Origin of the sequence: Salinicola sp. 4072 (assembly GCF_036663415.1) — a bacterium.
In the GTDB taxonomy this organism is placed as follows: domain Bacteria; phylum Pseudomonadota; class Gammaproteobacteria; order Pseudomonadales; family Halomonadaceae; genus Salinicola; species Salinicola salarius_A.
This window is the reverse complement of sequence record NZ_JAXOVV010000003.1, coordinates 151,076-170,172: the sequence shown is the minus strand read 5'-3', so window position 1 is coordinate 170,172 and position 19,097 is coordinate 151,076. Positions and strand designations below refer to the sequence as shown.

At 63.5% G+C, this 19,097-nt stretch carries 17 protein-coding genes; 9 read left to right on the top strand and 8 right to left on the bottom strand.

Annotated features, from left to right (window positions below):
• Window positions 1–45 precede the first annotated feature (45 nt).
• Window positions 46–1,593: a succinate CoA transferase gene (locus R3F72_RS04300; RefSeq protein ID WP_087718185.1), complete on the bottom strand. Its 1,548-nt coding sequence runs from the start codon at window positions 1,591–1,593 to the stop codon at window positions 46–48.
• A gap of 224 nt (window positions 1,594–1,817) precedes the next feature.
• On the opposite strand from R3F72_RS04300, the gene R3F72_RS04295 reads away from it, so the two are divergent.
• A complete protein-coding gene (locus R3F72_RS04295; protein WP_332778985.1) occupies window positions 1,818–3,038 on the top strand; it encodes a pyridoxal phosphate-dependent aminotransferase in 1,221 nt (406 codons plus the stop codon).
• Between the two features lie 63 nt (window positions 3,039–3,101).
• Window positions 3,102–4,079, top strand: a complete 978-nt coding sequence (gene argC / locus R3F72_RS04290) for an N-acetyl-gamma-glutamyl-phosphate reductase (protein ID WP_322527956.1) — start codon at window positions 3,102–3,104, stop codon at window positions 4,077–4,079.
• Window positions 4,080–4,175: 96 nt separating this feature from the next.
• Here argC and R3F72_RS04285 read toward each other — a convergent pair whose 3' ends face one another.
• The 3 genes from R3F72_RS04285 to R3F72_RS04275 form a co-directional block, all read right to left on the bottom strand.
• Entirely contained in the window at window positions 4,176–5,063 is an 888-nt protein-coding gene (locus tag R3F72_RS04285) for an NAD(P)-dependent oxidoreductase (protein WP_087718188.1), read from the bottom strand.
• Between the two features lie 179 nt (window positions 5,064–5,242).
• Window positions 5,243–5,755 carry a cupin domain-containing protein gene (locus R3F72_RS04280; RefSeq protein ID WP_087718189.1) on the bottom strand — a complete coding sequence of 171 codons (513 nt, stop codon included), beginning with the start codon at window positions 5,753–5,755 and terminating at the stop codon, window positions 5,243–5,245.
• 66 nt (window positions 5,756–5,821) lie between these two features.
• Window positions 5,822–7,066: an MFS transporter gene (locus R3F72_RS04275; RefSeq protein ID WP_332778984.1), complete on the bottom strand. Its 1,245-nt coding sequence runs from the start codon at window positions 7,064–7,066 to the stop codon at window positions 5,822–5,824.
• A 522-nt stretch (window positions 7,067–7,588) separates the two neighbouring features.
• Between R3F72_RS04275 and fucP the strand changes: the two genes are divergently transcribed.
• Window positions 7,589–8,887: an L-fucose:H+ symporter permease gene (fucP, locus tag R3F72_RS04270; RefSeq protein WP_303855523.1), complete on the top strand. Its 1,299-nt coding sequence runs from the start codon at window positions 7,589–7,591 to the stop codon at window positions 8,885–8,887.
• Between the two features lie 54 nt (window positions 8,888–8,941).
• Here the strand turns inward: fucP and R3F72_RS04265 are convergent, their stop codons facing one another.
• Both R3F72_RS04265 and R3F72_RS04260 read right to left on the bottom strand, forming a co-directional pair.
• Window positions 8,942–9,289, bottom strand: coding sequence for a RidA family protein (locus R3F72_RS04265; protein ID WP_276232057.1), 348 nt, complete (start codon window positions 9,287–9,289; stop codon window positions 8,942–8,944).
• An 88-nt stretch (window positions 9,290–9,377) separates the two neighbouring features.
• Window positions 9,378–10,292 carry a LysR family transcriptional regulator gene (locus R3F72_RS04260; RefSeq protein ID WP_303855521.1) on the bottom strand — a complete coding sequence of 305 codons (915 nt, stop codon included), beginning with the start codon at window positions 10,290–10,292 and terminating at the stop codon, window positions 9,378–9,380.
• Window positions 10,293–10,384: 92 nt separating this feature from the next.
• Between R3F72_RS04260 and R3F72_RS04255 the strand changes: the two genes are divergently transcribed.
• Genes R3F72_RS04255 through R3F72_RS04240 form a run of 4 tightly spaced genes read left to right on the top strand, consistent with a single transcriptional unit; the run spans window position 10,385 to window position 14,031 of the window.
• Complete coding sequence (locus R3F72_RS04255; RefSeq protein WP_303855520.1) at window positions 10,385–11,503, top strand: NAD(P)/FAD-dependent oxidoreductase; 1,119 nt, start codon at window positions 10,385–10,387, stop codon at window positions 11,501–11,503.
• The gene (locus R3F72_RS04250; RefSeq protein WP_087718195.1) at window positions 11,484–11,801 is read left to right on the top strand and encodes a (2Fe-2S)-binding protein; all 318 of its coding nucleotides are present in this window, start codon (window positions 11,484–11,486) and stop codon (window positions 11,799–11,801) included. The genes R3F72_RS04255 and R3F72_RS04250 overlap by 20 nt, the downstream gene beginning before the upstream one ends.
• Window positions 11,798–13,213 carry an NAD(P)/FAD-dependent oxidoreductase gene (locus tag R3F72_RS04245; RefSeq protein ID WP_303855516.1) on the top strand — a complete coding sequence of 472 codons (1,416 nt, stop codon included), beginning with the start codon at window positions 11,798–11,800 and terminating at the stop codon, window positions 13,211–13,213. The genes R3F72_RS04250 and R3F72_RS04245 overlap by 4 nt, the downstream gene beginning before the upstream one ends.
• Before the next feature lie 53 nt (window positions 13,214–13,266).
• Complete coding sequence (locus R3F72_RS04240) at window positions 13,267–14,031, top strand: transporter substrate-binding domain-containing protein (protein WP_303855513.1); 765 nt, start codon at window positions 13,267–13,269, stop codon at window positions 14,029–14,031.
• 125 nt (window positions 14,032–14,156) lie between these two features.
• Here the strand turns inward: R3F72_RS04240 and R3F72_RS04235 are convergent, their stop codons facing one another.
• On the bottom strand, window positions 14,157–15,008 hold the full coding sequence (locus R3F72_RS04235; protein ID WP_332778983.1) for an oxidoreductase: 852 nt from the start codon (window positions 15,006–15,008) through the stop codon (window positions 14,157–14,159).
• 424 nt (window positions 15,009–15,432) lie between these two features.
• Between R3F72_RS04235 and R3F72_RS04230 the strand changes: the two genes are divergently transcribed.
• Both R3F72_RS04230 and R3F72_RS04225 read left to right on the top strand, forming a co-directional pair.
• The gene (locus R3F72_RS04230; protein ID WP_332778982.1) at window positions 15,433–16,932 is read left to right on the top strand and encodes a DHA2 family efflux MFS transporter permease subunit; all 1,500 of its coding nucleotides are present in this window, start codon (window positions 15,433–15,435) and stop codon (window positions 16,930–16,932) included.
• A gap of 37 nt (window positions 16,933–16,969) precedes the next feature.
• Window positions 16,970–18,157 carry an HlyD family secretion protein gene (locus R3F72_RS04225; protein ID WP_332778981.1) on the top strand — a complete coding sequence of 396 codons (1,188 nt, stop codon included), beginning with the start codon at window positions 16,970–16,972 and terminating at the stop codon, window positions 18,155–18,157.
• A gap of 32 nt (window positions 18,158–18,189) precedes the next feature.
• Here the strand turns inward: R3F72_RS04225 and R3F72_RS04220 are convergent, their stop codons facing one another.
• Complete coding sequence (locus R3F72_RS04220; RefSeq protein WP_087718199.1) at window positions 18,190–18,987, bottom strand: MBL fold metallo-hydrolase; 798 nt, start codon at window positions 18,985–18,987, stop codon at window positions 18,190–18,192.
• Window positions 18,988–19,097 lie beyond the last annotated feature (110 nt).

Here is a 19,097-nt window from a genome sequence, read left to right as displayed (position 1 = left end):
CGTGGCTTGGTATCGGAATGACGGCGCCGGGATGGCGAACGTCTCTCAGCTATCTGGCGCGAGTTCGGTCGTGGATGCCGGAACGGCTTCGACAACGGCGCGCATCGAGCCGTCGCGCCGCGCGGTGGCGTGCCAGGCCAGCGCTCGCTCCAGGCAGTGCGGCGTATGTCCGCCACGGGTGCAGGCAGTCTCGAAGTAGTCCGCCAGCGCCGGACGGTAATAGGGATCGGCGCAATTCTCGATGATGCAGCGGGCACGCTCGCGGGGCGCCAGGCCACGCAGATCGGCCAGGCCGTGTTCGGTGACCACGATATCGACATCGTGCTCGGTGTGGTCGACGTGGCTGACGAAGGGCACCACGCTGGACAGGTCGCCATCCCTGGCCGTCGCCGTGGTGATGAAGATCGACAACTGGCCGTTACGGGCGAAGTCCCCCGAGCCGCCGATACCGTTCATCATGTGGGTGCCGTTGACGTGGGTCGAATTGACGTTGCCGTAGATGTCGATTTCCAGCGCGGTGTTGATGGCGATCACCCCCAGCCGACGCACGATGCCGGGATGGTTCGAGAGCTCCTGCGGCCGTAGCACCACACGATCCTTGTAGCGTTCGAGATGGTTCCACACGCGCTGGCCGCAGCTCGACGACAGCGTGATGGAGCTGCCGGAGGCGAACGTCATCTTGCCGCTGTCGAGCAGATCGAAAGTGCTGTCCTGCAGCACTTCGGAGTACATCGTCAGACCTTCGAAAGGGCCTTCCATCAGGCCATGCATGACAGCATTGGCCATGCTGCCGATACCGGCCTGCAGCGGCAGCAGCGAGGGCGTCAGCCGTTCCTCGCGCACCTCGTTCTCGAAGAACCCGATCAGATGCCGGGCGATGCGTCGCGTGGCGTCGTTGGGCTGGTTGACGGTCGAGGGGCTGTCGTGGCCCTGGGTCAGCACGATGGCGGCAATCTTGTCCGGATCGATGGGGATATGGGGCGTTCCGATGCGCGAATCCGGCGCTGTCACCGGGATCGGTTGACGGTTGGGCCGCATGCCGGGAATGTAAATGTCGTGCAGCCCGATCATCGCCTCCGGCGTGGCCAGGTTGAGTTCGACGATCACCTTGTCGGCGAGAATCGCGAAACTGGCGGAGTTGCCGACTGAAGCCGTGGGCACGATGCCACCGTCGGCGGTGATCGCGGCGGCTTCTATAACCGCAACGTCCAGCTTGCCGAGCTGCTTGTTGCGCAACAGTTCCACGGTTTCCGACAGATGCTGGTCGGTGAACATCACCTCGCCTGCGTTGATCGCGGCACGCAGGCTGCGATCGACCTGGAACGGCATGCGCCGTGCCAGCACGTGGGCATCGCTCAAGATGCCATCGATATCGTTGCCGAGCGAGGCGCCGGTCATCAGGGTGATCTTGAGCGGATCGCGCTCGGCGCGCCGTGCCAGTGCCAGCGGCACCGCCTTGGCTTCCCCGGCGCGGGTGAAGCCGCTCATGCCGACGACCATGCCGTCATCGATCAGAGTGGCCGCTTCGTCGGCACTCATCATTCGGTCGCGCCAGTTGGGTAACTGGCAGCGCTGGTCTGCAAGCTCGGTCATACGGTCCTCGTTCTTGTCATGCGCGGTTCTTATGCACGATTCTCATGCACGGCATCAGCGCCTTCGACGTTCGTCTCGTTTCATCCTCCGCCGTTCGCGCAAGATCACCTATAAAACTTTAGTCGCATACCGCTACCGCCACCGCATGGCGCTGGACGCTCTGTTCGCCAAGCCGACGAACCGTTAGGCTGCCAAGATATCCTTGCCCGCAACACGGAACCGCCATGCCCTATTCCGCACTGACACAGCGCATCGCCGGCGAAGGCGCCAGCGCCTGGAACATCCACTTCCGCGCCAAGGCGCGCCAGGCTCGCGGCGAGGATGTCATCATCCTGTCGGTGGGCGACCCCGATTTCGACACGCCACCTTCCATCGTCGAGGCGGCCGTCACCAGCCTGCGCAGTGGCGCCACCCATTACGCGGACGTACAGGGGAAGCACGCCCTGCGCGAGCGCATCGCCGCCTTTCACCGCAGCCACGGTGGCCATGCCGAGACCGACGCGGAACACGTCGCCGTACTTGCGGGGGCGCAGTGCGGTCTCTACGCCACGGCCCAGTGCCTGCTCGATCCGAGCGACGAGGTAATCATCCCCGAGCCGGCCTACGTCACCTACGAGGCCGTGGTCCAGGCCACCGGCGCCGTGCCGGTCTGGGTGCCGCTGTCCGCCGACGACGGTTTCCAGCCGCGGGTGGCGGCCATCGAGGCGTCGATCACGCCGCGCACGAAGGCGATCCTGCTCAACAGCCCGCACAATCCCACCGGCCAGTGCCTGACGCCGGCGATGTGGGAGTCGATCGCCACGCTCTGTCGCGAACACGATCTGTGGCTGATCGTCGATGCGGTCTATGCCGATCTGATCTTCGACGGCGAACACGCAAGCCCCGACAGCCTGCCGGGCATGCGCGAGCGCACCGTGGTCATCAGCAGCCTGTCCAAGTCCCATGCCATGACCGGCTGGCGGCTCGGCTGGGTCGTCGGCCCCCGCGAGCTGATGTCGCACCTGGTCAACCTCGCCCTGTGCATGCTCTACGGATGCCAGCCGTTCATCCAGGACGCCGCCATCGCCGCGCTGGACGAACCGCCGGCAGCGCTGGCCGCGATGCGTGATACCTACCGGGAACGCCGCGATGCCGTGGTCGAGACGCTGCGCGACAGTGAGATCGTCGCCACGCTGTCGCCCGCCGCGGGCATGTTCATGATGATCGATATCCGCGCCACCGGGCTCGGCACGCACGCCTTCGCCGACCGGCTGCTCGAAGAGCACGGCGTTTCGGTACTCGCGGGCGAGGCCTTCGGCGCCTCCGCCGCGGGCTTCGTGCGCCTGAGCCTGACCGTGGACGCCGAGCGCCTGCGCGAGGCCTGCCGGCGAATCGAGCGCTGCGCCCAGGAGTGCCAGGGAGAATCCCGACTGGCGGCCAGACCGCTCAACGGCATGACAAGCTGAGCCCGAATCCGCACAATATCGCGATCGCGGCATCGTCAAAGATCAACGGCAGGAAAAACGCTCATGGCACTCAAGGACTTGTTCAAAGTCTATGTCGACGGACAGGAAGGCACCACCGGCCTGCGGCTGTTCGACTATCTCCAGGCTCGCGACGACATCGAGCTGCTGCGCATCGACAGCGACAAGCGCAAGGATCCGGCCGAACGGGCACGGCTGCTGAACGCCGCCGATGTCGCCTTCTTGTGCCTGCCGGACGCGGCCTCCCGCGAGGCGGCGGCGATGGTCGAGAATCCGGAGACCTGCCTGATCGATGCCAGCACGGCGTTCCGCACCGATCCCGACTGGGTCTACGGGCTGCCCGAACTGAGCGACGGCCAGCGGGAGCGGATTCGCGCCAGCAAGCGCATCGCCAATGTCGGCTGCCACGCCAGCGCGTTCATCCTGCTGGTGCGCCCGCTGGTGGATGCCGGGCTGCTGCCGGCGGACTACCCGCTCTCCGCCTTCTCGCTTACCGGCTACAGCGGCGGCGGCAAGAAGATGATCGCGGACTACGAAGCCGCTATCGAGGAAAGATCCAGCAGCGAGGGCCGCCTCGACGCGCCGCGCCCCTACGCCATGGCGCTCGGCCACAAGCACCTGCCGGAAATGCAGCAGCACGGCCGTCTGGCCCGGCCGCCGGTCTTCTCGCCGATCGTCGGCCCCTTTCTGAAAGGCTTGATGGTCAACGTACCGCTGCAGCTTTCCCATCTGCCGGCCGGGGTGCGGGCGGAAGATCTGCTCGACGCCTATCGCGCCCATTACGCCGACGAGCCGTTCGTCCAGGTCAGGCCTTTCGAGGAGATCGACAACCTGGACAACGGCTTCTTCGACGTCCGGGGCGCCAACGAGACCAACCGCGTCGACCTGTTCGTGTTCGGCAACGAGGAGCGGGTCTGCCTGGTATCCCGGCTCGACAACCTCGGCAAGGGTGCTGCCGGCTCCGCGGTGCAGAACATGAACGTTCACCTGGGCGTGGACGAGACGACGGGTTTGAGCGTCTGAGGTCCGAGGTCTGAAACGAAAATCGCCGGGCCGAATTCGAACATCATCCGGCCCTCCGGTTCGGCGTCGCGTCTCGCCGAAGGTGATGGCACCGCTTTATCGGTGCCGATACTTCTCCAGATAGGCGTGGATCGAGGCGATATCCTCCTCGCCATATCCGGCGCTGACTGCATCGGACCAGAGATTGCGGATCTGCGTCAGCGATGGCAGTGCCTTGCCATCGCCCGCTTCCAACGCCAACCCGGCATCCTTCAGCCCCCACTGCATCGCCATCTGCGGGTCGAAGTCGCCGCTGGCGATCATGTCCAGCTTGAGCTTCATGTAGGGCGTGGCCAGCGGCCCGCCATCGAGCACCTGCCACAGATCGTCGGTGGTGAAGCCGAGCGTGTCGGCGAGATGCGCGGTCTCGGCGATTCCCTGCATCATCGAGACCAGCCAGGCGTTGACGACGATCTTCATCCGCGCCCCCTGGCCGGCCTGGCCCAGCCAGTGGGTCTGCTTGCCCAGCACGTCGAAGATCGGCTCGACCACGGCAGCGGCACGCTCGCGATCGCCGCTGGCCAGGATGGCGATCTTGCCCTGCTCCGCTGGTGCCTTGGTACCGGAAACCGGCGCGTCGATGAAGACGATGTCGTCACGCGCATCGTCTGCCTCGGCGATCAGGCGGTCGGTCTCGGCCACGCCGAGGGTGCCCATCTGGATCAACGTCGCGCCTTCGGGCATCGCGGCCAGCGCGCCGCTGTCCCCCAGTAGCACGTCACGCGTCACCGCGAGGTCCGGCAGCATCAGTATCACCGCCTGGGCTTGCGCGACGGCGTCGGCGGGCGAATCGGCCAGGCGCGCGCCCGCCTCGACCAGATCCCCCGCCTTGTCGGCAGAACGGTTCCAGACGGTGACCTCGAAATCGGCTTTCAGAAGGTTGGTCGCGAAGGCGTGCCCCATGGCGCCCAGGCCAAGCACGGCGACGGAACGAGAATCGGACATCGGGTTGATCCTTGAGAGAAGTGTAGGCTCCTAACTATAGACGAAAGTCGTACACTTCAAAGACCGGGATCGACCCAAGACTCATATCGACAAGACTCATATCGACCAAGCCCCATATCTCCCCAGGATCAGCGCCGAGGCCATCGTACCGAGTCCGATTTGCCGTTCTCTCTAGGAAATCACCGCTCTTGCCATGACGACAGCAGTGTTCCGCCGACCGGATCGTCGTCGGGCAACGCCACGGCGGCGACTCGGCGGCAGGCGGCCTCGATCTCGTCGGGCTTGCCGCGCTCCACTTCCCACGACTGCCCCGGCGGATAGGCGCCTACCATGGAGAAATCCTCGCTGGCCTCGAGACAGGCATGCCCGACGCCCGCCGGCAGCACCAGCACGTCGCCGGCGGCGATATCGTGCTCGCTGCCGTTGGGGCCGCCGAGACGGATATGCGCGCGGCCGCGAAAGACGCCCAGCGCCTCGTGCGCCGTGGAGTGGAAATGATCGAAATCGTAGAGGCCGTACCGCCATTGCGGCGGCCACCGGTGACGGTCGAACAGCGCTTCGAATCGCGCCGCCGGGTTCTCCTCGGAGGCATCGATGACCTGGCGATAAAGCAGCACCGGCAACGGCGAGTTGGGAAAGCCGCTGGCCGCATCCGGTTCCAGTACCAGCATCTCGGGTTGGGGCGTCGTCATGGTTTCCTCCTCGATTCTCGGTTCTAAGTTCTAGGTTCCAAATTCCAGGCTCGACACCCTGGAAACCTAGGTGATAGCCGCGGAATCGCCAGCCTCCTTTGCCGACATCGGCATGCGCGGGATCGCGCAGAGGCTCAGCGCGGCAAACAGCAGCATCGGCCATAGCGCCAGGTTCGCGTCGGCGAACCGTTCCGCCAGCCAGCCGCCGATCATCGGCATGACGAAAGCCATGGAGTAGCCGACGAAGGACATGCCGGCGGTCAGCGACGCGACCGCGTCGCCTCGCTCCAGGCACGGCGGCAGCGCCATGATCAGCGTGAGTTCGAGGGTGATGCCGAAGCCGGAGATCACCAGCGCGACCAGCGCCGGCCATCCATCCAACGCCAGGAAGGCGGCCAGGCCCAGCACGCCGAGCGTGGCGAACAGCCCCAACGGCCAGCGGCGGGAAACCCAGCGTCGCCCCCGCCACAGCATGGAGAGCGATGCCGCCAGCGGGCTCGCGTTGTAGAGCAGCAACGCCAGCGCCAGCAGATCCGCCTCTCCACGGGCATCGAGAATGCTGCTCATGTAGGCGTTGGTCGCCATGAAAAGCCCCACCGAGGCCGCCAGCGGCACGCCCATCAGCCAGACGCGGGCGGTGCGCAACGAGATCGAGCGGCGCGGTACATCTTCGGGGTTCGCGGTCTCGTCGGGTCGCTGCGGACGCCGTCGCAGGCGCCACACCAGCAGCACGACGATCATCAGTGCCGGTAGCGACCACAGCAGCATCGCCGCCTGCCAGCTCCCCCCGGCCAGCGCCAACACGACGGGCCGCGTGCCCCCCGCGCCGATCAACTCGCCGACCGTCATGCCGTTGAGATAGACCGAGCTGCCCAGCGCCAGATGCCTCGGCGTCCAGTCGCGCAGCAGCGCCGGTATCGTCACCTGCATGACCGCCAGCCCGAGCCCCATGACCACCGAGGCGCCGAACAGCAAGGGTGCGGAGAACGTGAACCCGCGCGCGCCGGAGCCGATCGCCACGACGGCCAGCGCCAACGCCAGGGCGCGCAACATGCCGATACGCCGGGCGAATCGCACCGCCAGCATCATGCTCAACGCCAGCACCACATACGGCACCGTCGTCAGGGCGCCGATGGCGGCACTGCCCAGCGACAGCGACTCGGCGATCTCGCCGGCCAGCGGTGGCGCGATCAGGATCGGCAGCCGCATGTAGAGGCCGACCAGCCACAGCAGCGCCAGTGCGCCCCAAGGCAGGTCCGCAGCGAGGATCGTCGAGAGAATGGAAGATTGCACGCGTGAACGCAGGGCCAATGACGCCACCTGATGAACGAGCGCCACGGCTAGCCTGGCGCGGGAAAATGCGCGCGATGAACCAGCGCGATGGACAAGCGCCAGAAAATAACAGAACCGTGCTCTCCGTTCAGTCTTTCAGGTCGCTTCCCGTGCCATGGACCGGCGATGGCCAGGCCAAGCGTCTCTCATGAGCGACGCCCGGCACAAAGATCGCGCAAACGCGCCCGTTGAAAAGCCCATATTGCAACGACCCGACGTGGTTAATTTACGACAAAACAATCAAGCCATCCGAGATTTCGGCCAACGAACGCCAATGAAGAAAAAACAATACGAAACCTCGACCTTTAAATGCCGTTATTGGCATTCGTCATCGCTGATAATTCATCGACTGGCGTTCGCCATATTAACGTTCTAATAATGAACGCATGCTTTATAAGCTGGCTTCCTTAATGCATCATCTCGCTCCAGCATGCGTGCTGACACGATTAACCTCGAGTCCGCAGCCACCTCTCTGGACGCTCCACCAACAGGATTTCGATCATGCCCGAAACGCAACGGCCGAATTATCGCAGCGCGCTGGTCGTCGTCACGACGATCTTTTTCATGTGGGGTTTCATCACCTGTCTCAACGACATTCTGATTCCTCACCTGAAAGCGGTCTTCTCGCTCAACTACACCCAGACCATGCTGATCCAGTTCACCTTCTTCGGTGCCTATTTCATCATGTCGTTACCGATGGGCAAGGTACTGGCCAAGGTCGGCTACAAGAATGCCATCAGTCTCGGGCTTCTCATTGCGGCCGTGGGGGCGGTAATGTTCTACCCGGCCGCCCGGGCGCCCTCCTACCCGCTGTTTCTCACCGCGCTGTTCGTGCTGGCCAGCGGCGTCACCATGCTGCAGGTCGCGGCCAACCCTTATGTCAGCCTGCTGGGGCCGGAGGGCTCCGCTTCCAGCCGGCTCAACCTGGCGCAGGCGTTCAATTCGCTGGGCACGACGCTGGCCCCCTATTTCGGCGGCATGCTGATTCTGGGAGCAGCGGTACTGGGCGCCAGCGAGCTGGCCGACATGTCCGCCGCCGATCGGATGGCCTACAAGGTCGAGCAGGCCCAGAGCGTGCAGTTGCCCTACCTGCTGCTGGCTGCCGTGCTTGCGATCCTCGCGGTGGTGGTCTATCTGTGGAAGCTGCCCAACTTCAAGGAGCAGGCCAGCGACGACAGCCCGACCGAGAACGTCACCGCTGCCCAGGCCTTGCGCCACCCGCACGTGCTGTTCGGCGTGATCGGCATCTTTGCCTATGTCGGCGCCGAGGTCTCCATCGGCAGTTTCATGATCAACTATCTGTCGCTGCCGGAGATCGGCAACATGAGTGAAAGCAGCGCTGCCAGCTATGTCGCCTACTACTGGGGCGGCGCCATGATCGGCCGTTTCATCGGCTCGGCGTTGATGCAGAGATTCCGCCCCAGCCTGCTGCTGGGCCTGTTTGCGATCGTCGCGGCGCTGCTGGTGCTGACCACCATGCTGACCTCCGGCCACATCGCGATGTGGAGCATCGTCGCCATCGGGTTGTTCAACTCGATCATGTTCCCGACCATCTTCACGCTGGGGATCGCCAAGCTCGGCCCGCTGACCAGCAAGGCCTCCAGCCTGCTGATCATGGCCATCGTCGGCGGCGCCATTCTCCCTGTCGCCCAGGGCGCGATCGCCGACACGGTCGGCATCCATCACGCCTTCGTGCTGCCGCTGATCTGCTACCTGTTCATCGCCTTCTATGGCTTCCGCGGTTCCCGGGTCATCAACCCGCACCCGTCGGCCCAGGCTGAAGCCAAGATCGCTTCGTAATGCTTCGACCGGAAACGCCCCTCCATGGAGGGGCGTTTGTGGTTTACTGCTTGGCTATCTTTCCCTGACGGCAGTGACCACGATCTCGATCAGGGTGCCCGCGCCGAGATCGCCGGCGCCAATCGTCGCGCGAGCCGGTAACGCATCGCCGAACCAGTCTGTCCACACCGCATTCATCTCCTGCTTCAATGCGAGGTCGGATACGAAGACATTGGCCGACACGACCTGCGAGCGGTCGATACCGACCTCGTCCAGATAAGTGCCGAGCTTTTCCAGCACCTGACGTGTCTGCCCTGCCATATCCAGTGACATGTCGTCGGCGGCAATACCACCGAAGAACAGGATTCCGTTGGCCTCCACGATGCGATGCATGATGGGTGTCTTGAGGTGACGCGTGATCATGAACAGCTCTCCTGTGAGAAAGCGCCAACGCTATCAGTCGCTTTCTATCACGGATAATGCCAATCGCCGCGCACGCTATAGCGCGTTGTTATGACCACGACGGAAGATTGAGCGTTTCCAGCTTGCGCAGGAAAGCAGCACGGAATGCCTGGGCCAGTTGCGACAACGGCTGATCGCGCGGCGTCAACAGGGAGAAATCCTCTCCCAGCTCGACTGCCAGCGGCTTGAGTGTCACCCCGTCCTGCCCCCATGAAGCTGCACTGATCGGATCGAGAATGGCTATCCCCAGGCCGTGGGAGACCAAGCGAGTCGCCTGCAGCGCCAATGACACCTCGATACGACGGCGAGGCCTGGCGCCCGCGCTTTCCAGGCGGCGATCGAGTTCTATCCGTAGCGGGTCGTGGCGTTCGAAGCAGATCAATGCCTGATCGTCCAGGTCGCTGATGGCAATGGCGTCTCGCCGGGCCAGCGGGTGATCCAGGGACATGGCGCAAAGGCTTGGCAGCCGGTAGCGAGTCTGATCCACGCGATCCTCGTTTTCCGCCACGATGGCAAACCCCAGATCGCAGCGTTGCGTCATGACTTCGTCGATCACCTGCTCGGAGCGGAAGGTGGTCAACTCGACATCGGCGTCCGGATGCTCGGGGACGAAATCGGCCAGGACGTCCGGCACGAAGGTCATGCCCAGCAGGGGCATGGTGCTGATTCTCAATCCGCCGACTTCCCGTTCACGAATGCGAGTCGCGGTATCACGCAGATGATCGATGCCGCGCCACACACTCACGACTTCGCGATGGAATAGCCGAGCTTCCGGTGTCGGAGTCAGCCGGCCACGTACTCGCTCGAACAACGCAAAACCAACGTCATGTTCGAGCTGCTTGAGCAAGCGCGTCACCCCGGGCTGAGCGGTACGCATTCGTTGAGCGGCGGCGGTAACGGTGCCGCACTCCATCATCCATTTGAAGGCAAGGATCTGCCGATCGCGCAGTTGAGGTGTACGCATAACAATAGGCTATAGGGCGACCATTGATTGGTATTGGATAGTATACCGACTCTATCGCTATCGTCAGCCAAATGCCTCGGTTGGACGACAGTATGCGTCAGGACTTCTTTATCGTCGGTGGTGGCGTGGTCGGGATGGCGATCGCCTATGGCCTCGCCCGTGCCGGTCAGGGCGTGACGGTCCTGGACGCCAACGATACGGCCTTTCGGGCATCGCGCGGCAATGCCGGATTGACATGGGTCCAGGGCAAGGGCGTAGGCATGCCGAGCTATGCGGAGATGAGCCTGGATTCGGTCCAGGCCTGGCCATCCTTCGCTCTCGAACTGCAGCAGCGTACCGGCCTCGAGCTCGAGTATGAGCGTCGCGGTGGCGTCGATTTATGTCTGGACGAAGAGGAAGCTCACGCCAGACGAACGGAATATCGCGAGCTTCAGGCACAGTCCGAACGTCTGCGTCGGGATTTTCATTGGGAATATCTGGATCGGGAGCAATTGCTCCCGTTTCTGCCCGGCCTGGGCAAACGCGTCGCTGGTGGTACCTGGTCGCCCCATGACGGGCATTGCAATCCGCTGTACCTGCTCCGAGCGCTTCATGCTGCCTGCCGGCGTCTTGGCGTCGACATTCGTCAAGCGACCCCGGTCGAAAATCTGGCGCGAACCGAATCGGGCTTTCGGGCGACATTACGCGAGGGTCATGTCGAGGCCGAACGCTGCATCGTCGCTGCCGGGCTCGGCGCCAAAAGGCTTGCACCGCAGCTCGGGCTTTCGGGTGATGTCTTTCCGTTACGAGGGCAGATGCTGATCACCGAGCGCATGCCTCGGGTCGAGCAGTTGCCCACGCCCCAGATTCGCCAGACAGCGACCGGCGGCTACCTGATAGGTGACACCCATGAACGAGTCGGTCACGACAAGGGCGTTACGCTTCCGATGTTGCAAACGCTGGCCGACAAGGCAGTCCGTATCTTCCCGTTTCTGCGCTCGACCCGCCTGGTTCGTGCCTGGGCCGCTCTCAGAGTCATGACGCCGGATGGCTATCCGCTCTACGAACGCTCGATGACTCATCCCGGCGCCTATAACGTCAATTGCCACAGCGGCATCACCCTGGCTGCCTTTCATGCCGATGGCCTTGCCCAGGCAATCCTGAACGACCGGATTCACACACATTTTTCGCAATTTTCGGGAGCACGCTTCCATGTTCCGTCGACTCCCTGAAACGGCGAGCGATTCGGCCGAAGTCACCCTGTGGGTGGATGGTGAACCACGGCAGGTGGGCGCCACGCTGAGCGTTGCTGCGGCACTCCTGCAACAGCACGGTTGGGCCGAATACCGCCTTCACCATGACGGTACGCCCCGTGCGCCGTTGTGCATGATGGGAGTTTGTCACGACTGCCTGATCACGATCGACGGCGAGCCCAATCGTCAAGGCTGTCTCGTCATCGTCAAAGACGGCATGCGTATCGAAACGCAAATGCCCGCGGCCCAGCCAACGCCCGGAGCGTCGACAGGATGAGCGAGAATTCCACATCGTCCCAGGTCGCCGAAGTTGCCATCATCGGTGCAGGCCCCTCAGGCCTCGCTGCCGCCACGCGCCTGGCCAAGGCGGGTCTGAAGCCGGTGGTATTCGATCTCAATGCCGCCCCCGGCGGACAAGTCTATCGGCAAGTCGAATCTCCGCAGGCCGATCTTAGAGTGACAGGCATCGACTACCGCCTCGGCCAACGAGTGGTGGAAGCCTTTCGCCGCGCCCGGGTCGATTATCGACCCGATAGCCGGGTGTGGTGGGTACAGCGCGTCGATGCCGGCTTCGAGCTGGGCGTGTTGCATGAAGGCCGTTCCGCTGTCTGGCGGGCCCGGCGTCTAATTCTCTGCCATGGTGCGATGGAGCGTCCGTTTCCTTTTCCCGGCTGGCAACTACCAGGCGTGATGACCGCCGGTGCCGCCCAGATCCTGCTCAAACAAGGCGGCCTGCTCCCCGAGGACGCGCCGATACTCGTAGGCAGTGGGCCGCTGATCTATCTGCTCGGCTGGCAATATCTTCAGGCTGGACGTCCCCCGACCTGCATACTCGATCTCACGCCGCGCCACCAGTGGCGCCTGCCGCTTCGCCAACCGGTGAAGGCCTGGCATGCACGCGGCTACCTGTTCAAGGGCCTGAAAATGATGCTGGCCCTGAAGCGGGCCGGCGTTGCCATCGAGCGTGATATCGACGCCCTCGAGGCGATCGGCGACAAGGTCCTGGAGCAGATTCGCTATCGCCAGCGTGGCCATTGGAAGCAGCGCCCGGCGAGTCTGTTGCTGAGCCATGTCGGCGTCGTGCCAGAAACCCACCTCACGCGCTCGCTCGGCCTGACGCATCGTTGGCACGCCGAACAACAGAGCTTCTTGCCGGTACGCGACGACACCCTGAGCGCTGACGAGAATCTATGGGTCGTGGGCGATGGTGCTGCGATAGGCGGCGCGGTGAATGCCATGCGGGAGGGAACGTTGAGCGCGCTGGAGGTCATTGCGTCCCATCACGGGCTCACGAAGGAGGAACGGGACGAACGTGATGGCTTACGCCGCGAGCGCGCCCGGGATCTCTGCGCGCGCCAGTTGCTGGACGCCATGTTTCTCCCGCCGCTGAACATCGATGCCATGCCCGAAGAAACCATCATCTGCCGTTGCGAAGCGCTGACCCGCGGCGATCTCGATCAAGCGATCTCGGATGGTGCCGAAGGCCCCAATCAGCTCAAGGCCTTCACCCGCTGCGGCATGGGGCCGTGCCAGGGACGTCAGTGCAGCCTCAACGCCACGCTGCTGCTTTCCCGACGCCTGGCGCAAACACCAGATCAGATCGGGCAGTGGCAGATACGCCCCCCGGTCCAGACGATCACGCTGGGCGAACTGGCCACATCGAGCATGGTCGAGAACCGCGCAACCTAGTCATAACGATGCTGAGCAAAATCCACGCACAACAACAGCAAGAGGAAATGGCAATGCAACGCAAGACTTTCATTGGCGCCGTGGCGCCGACGCTGCTACTGACGCTAATGCTGGGCAACAGCGCCCAGGCCGAGAACGACACTCTCAGAATCGGGGTCGACGTGCCCTACATGCCGTTCCAGTTCAAGAAGCCCGACGGCACCATTGCCGGCTTCGAGGTCGATCTGGTCAATGCGGCCTGCGAACGCATGCAGCGGCACTGCGAGTGGGTCGAACAACCCTGGAACGGCATCATCCCCGCCCTGCAGGCGCGCAAGTTCGACCTCATCGCCTCGTCGATGAACATTACCGAAGATCGCGCCAAGACGGTGCTGTTTTCCGATCCCTACTTCCAGGTGCCGTCGGCTTGGGTCGCCCGGGCCGGCAGCGACTGGCAGCCCGATGACGGCGACCTCGCGGGGGCGATGATCGGCGTCCAACAGGGCACGATCCAGGATGAGTACGTGACTCAGTATTACCCCAATGCCGAGATAAATCGGTATAGCGATTCTGCCGCCATGGTCAATGACATGCTGGCCCAACGCCTGGATCTCGCCTTCACCGCGTTTCCGCTCGCTCAGGAAACTCTACTCGGGGACTCGCATTTCGAACGCATCGGCGAATTGGTCACTGGTCCGGAATCGATCTATGGCCCGGGTATCGGCGCGGCTTTCCGCAAGCGAGATCGCGAACTCGTCGACGAGTTCAACCGAGCGATGCACGAGGTGAAGCAGGACGGCACCTACGACCGTCTGCATCAACAGTACTTCGGCGACTGAGTTCGATTCGCTTTAACGACGGACGGCGCCGCTCTGGCGCCGTCTTCGATCTCTCATCCGGTTTCGTCACGAGATATCGTCGATGAAGTGGTTCTATATAGCCTCGTCATAGCTTCGTCGCGCCATCACTCACCTTGTGGATAATCGGCCGCTTCGCCGACGGCGCGCCACTCGCGAATTTCCGCCAGCGTCTCCTCGAGATTCTCGATCACCTTGTCGACACCCCAAGCGCCCAGCACCAGATGGCGTGGCGGCTGCGGATGGGCGACCAGGTCGATCATCGCCTGGGCGGCGCGAACGGGATCGCCGGGCTGCTTGCCGCTGTTGCCACTGGTCCCTTCCATGCGCGCCTTGACCGTATCCACGTAGTCATCGATCCGGCTGGGCGTCTGCTGCAAGGAGCGCCCGGCCCAGTCGGTGCGGAACGGCCCCGGCTCGACACAGGTCACGCGAACGCCCAGCGGCCCGACCTCGGCCCTGAGCGAGTCTGACCAGCCCTCAACCGCGTGCTTGGTGGCCGCGTAGTAACCGGATCCGGGAAAGCCGATGAAACCCGCCACCGAACTGATGTTGATGACATGGCCGGCGCGGCGTTCGCGCATGCCGGGCAGCACCGCCCGCGTCATCGCGAACAGACCGAAGACATTGGCATCGAACTGGGCGCGAATCGCATCTTCCACGCCCTCCTCGCAGGAGGCCTGATAGCCGTAGCCTGCGTTGTTCACCAGCACATCGACACGGCCGAACCTGGCGTTGGCAGCGGCAACCGCCTCTTCGATCTGGGCGGCGTCGGTGACGTCCAGCGCCAGGGCGAGCGCACGATCTTCAGCACCCTCGACCAGATCCGCCACGCGTTCGCGGGAACGGGCGGTTGCGACGACCTTGCCGCCCTGCTCGATGATCAACCGGGCCAGCTCGCGACCAAAGCCGGTGGAGCACCCCGTGATAAACCAGACGGGAGAATCGGGCATGGACATGAAACACCTCCTTTCGAAAGCACGACGCCGGAAAATAAAACGTCACTGACACGGCGGCGTCGTCGATGAACGTGAACTCCCAGCGTAGACGATACCGCAGCGATTGGCGCCTGCGCCCGCAGATTGAAGCCCCTGCACGTTCTTCGACCTTGGTCGCAAGCACCTTGAAAGTCAGACAACTGAATCGGGATAATCTCTTAGCGAGCAAAAAATAGACGCGTTATCGATTCGCCTGCTTTCTTAGTCGCCGGACCTCCACGCCCTGTCAGGGGCTTCCGGCTCGATTTCCCGCCCAGGTTCGATGCTCACTGCCTCGTCTACCCGCGCGGCCTGGGACGGTATCGCGTCAACGAAACGAACAAGGACAACCATTGCCTTTCACCCGCCGGACAGCCTCCGACATCGATAGCCGGGATGACGACGCATGACGCAGGTCGAGCAGTTCTTCGAGCGCTACGGCCCGCGCTACCGGCTGTGGGTCACGCTGACGGTAATGCTGGGGCTGGTAGCGCTGGGCATGTCGATCACCATCGTCAACGTGGCCATCCCTTATATCAAGGGCGCCTTCGGCATGAGCGACTCTCAGGTCCAGTGGCTTTCCACCGGCTTCCTGGCGTCGACCACCGTATCGCTGCTGGTCGCTCCCTGGCTGGTGGCCGCCGTCGGTCAGCGCGCCACGTTCGTCGGCCTGCTGCTGGCGTTCATCGCGGCATCCATTCTGGGCGGCCTGGGTCAGGGCATGGCCGCGCTGGTCGCCGCCAGGATCGTTCAGGGCGGCATGACCGGCCTGATCCGCCCTGTCGCCATGTACGGCATGTGCCTGGGCTTGCCGCTCACGCTGGCGACGGTCATCGGTGGCTGGCTGGTGGAGCATTTCACCTGGCGCTATGTCTTCTTCGTGACGCTGCCGATCTGCGCCGCCGCTATCGTCATGGGGCTATTCTTCCTGCCGACCCGCGAGCACAAGGGGCCGCGCCCACCGTTCGACTGGGCCGGCGTGGTGCTGTTGTTCGTGGCCGTCTTTTCCATGCTCGCGGCGCTCTCCAACGGGCAGCGCTGGGGCTGGTACGATCCGCGGGTGCCCGAGTTGATCCTGGTATCGGTGCTCTGCGGGGCGTCGTTCATCGCCTGGCAGAAGCGGACCGCGCATCCGCTGCTCAATCTCGATATCTTCCGCAACCGGCTGTTCGTCGTCGGCACACTGGCGATGTGTCTGTTCGGTGGCACCTTCTACGGCATCATGTATCTGCTGCCGCAATTCGTGCAGGCGGTACTGCATTACAGTCCGATTTCTGCCGGCAAGATCTTTCTGCCGTCCACCGCCGTTCTCGGCATTCTGGTGCCGCTGGTCGGCTGGCTCAGCGACCGCTACCCGCCCCACTGGATCACGCTGCCCGGGTTGGGCTGTGCGCTGCTGTCGGTTTGGCTAATGGCACAGATGGACTGGAACACCTCGTTTTTCTATCTCGCCATGGCGATGGGTATCCTCTCCGTGGGCATGGCCGCCTTTCCGCCGCCGACACTGTCGAACGCCATCGCCGGGCTGCCGGTGCATCTCACCGGCCACGGCTCGGGCGCGATCAACTTCGCCCTGCAGTTGGGCGGTGCTCTGGGTACGGCAGGTCTGGTCATTCTTCTGGACCGCCAGACCGCCTTTCACGGCCAATACCTGAACGCCGGCGTCAATGCCGACAACGCCATCGCTCGGCAGCAGCTGGGCCAGTTATCCGAACTGGTCGGCCGCCTGGGAGTGCCGGACACGCACCAGCAAGCCATGGCCGGCTACCTGATGGGTCGCATCGAGTCGATCTGGGCCTCGATCCTCGCCTATCAGGATGGCTTCTGGATTCTGATCGGTAGCCTGCTGCTGGTGGTCGTTCCCTCACTGCTGCTTAGCCGCTGGCGGGGCCTGCCTCGCACCTGATTCCGTTCACTCGATCATCGAAGGACCCGTTTGCGCCATGACCGCTGACTCAGCTCGACCTGCCAAGCGCCGCCTGCCACGTAGCGGCAAACTGTTGATACTCGCCATCGTCGTGGTGCTGTGTCTGATCTGGATCGGCCTGGCCATCGCCCATCGTCTGTCGCACGTCAGCGCCCAGGATGCGCGCGTGATGGCCGATCAGGTGACTGTCAGCAGCCGGCTGGGCGGCTGGGTAACGACATTCGAGCTGACCGAGGGCGATACGCTGCATCGCGGTGATGCCGTGGCGACCCTCTACGACAAGCCGGATCAGCGCAAGCTCGAGGCGTTGACAGCCAACGTTGCCACGCAACAGGCGCGGCTGGATTACGAGAAAGCGCGGCTGTCGATGGCCGAGAAGCAACTCAAAGGCGGTATGAACCTGACGCACCGCCAGCTCGAGGCCAGCAAGGCTGCCGAGAAAGCCGCTCAGGCGCGGCTGACCGAGGCGAAACGAGACTTCCAGCGTTCCGACAAGCTGTATCGGAAGCACTCCGTTTCCGAACAGCGCCGTGACCAGGATTACTACGCTTACCAGGCAGCGCTCGCCGAACACGCCCAGGCCCAGCAGGAGGTTCAGGTCAGCCAGGCGCTAGCCGACAATGCCCAGGTCGGCTTCATCAATGGCTCGCAGATGCCGCTGCCCAATCCGGACGTACTGCGCCAGCAGGTGCAGATCGCCCGCCAGGAACTGGCCGAAGCCCAGGCGAAACTGGAGCAGGAGCAACTTCGCATCGCCGATCTGCAGATCGACAGCCCGGTCGACGGCGTGATCAACAAGACGCTGATCGATCAGGGCGAGTACGTCAGTGCCGGCCAGCCGATCCTGATGATGCACGACCCCTCGAAGCTGTGGGTGGAGGCCAACATCAAGGAAACCGACATCGGCGCGCTACGCATCGGCCAGCCCGTCGCCATCACCGTCGATGCCTTTCCCGACCAGGCCTTCACCGGTCATGTCGCCGTCATCGGTCGCGCCGCCACCAGCCAGTTCGCCCTGCTGCCGGATCCGAACCCTTCCGGCAACTTCACCAAGATTACCCAGCGAATCCCGGTGCGTATCCGTTTCGACGATGGCCCCACCGAACTTATCGGCCCCGGCATGATGGTGGAGGTGGATATCGACATCAGCGGTGCCAACAAACGCCAACCGGATTCACAACCGGGCATCGATTCCGGCAGCTGACCAAACCGGAGAGATCGGAGCGGTGAAAACTGTCACCCGCGCAGCGCCCGACAATGGCGCTGCGCCGACTCCTCGATGACGTGCTTGGCATCGATCAGTATCTCGCGACCCCAGAAAGCGGAATAGGCACTGTCGAAGTCGAGCGGCTCGAGGCGCCTGGCGATGCTCTCGACCGCTCCCGCATCGAGCGGAATGTTGTTGGGATAGGACCACATGAACGACGCCATCCGATCCGGCGTCACCAGCAGCGTATCGCCGGTCAGCAGAATCCGGTGCTCGGGCCAGTGGAGCACGCTGGCGCCGGGAAAATGACCGCCCAGACGATAGACATCGATGCCGGGCAAGATCTCGCGTGACTCTCCTTCCCAGAACTCGATCCCAGGATCCGCCACGGTGACCCAGTCACGATCCGCGGCGTGGACATGAATCGGGCAGCCGAACGTCTGCGCCCAATCCGCCATGGTGGAAAAGAAATGCGGATGCGACAGCACGATGGCATCGAGCCCGCCGAGACCTTCGATGATCTCGATGGTCGCCTCGTCGAGCAGCGTCAGGCAGTCCCACAGCACGTTGCCCGCGGGCGTTCGTACCAGGAAGGCGCGTTGGCCGATGGCGAAATGTGGCGTGGTGCCTATCGCCATCAAGCCCGGCGCCATATGGCGGAAAGTATTAGCGTGGCTGGCCGCCAGCTCGCTCGGCGTCGTCCAGCGCTGGCCTTCGACGGGCACGAACTGGCGCTCGTCCTCGCAGATTTCACAGTGTTCCGGCGGTGTCTCGCTCGGCGGATATTGCACACCGCAGGTGGCGCAGATAAAACCATGGTTACGCATTTCGCATTTCCCCGTAGAACCGACTCAGGTCATCTCTTGTCGCTACTCTTCTTACCGCTACTCTTCTTGTCGCTGCTTTTCTTGTCGATACTCTTGATCAATGTCGCTTG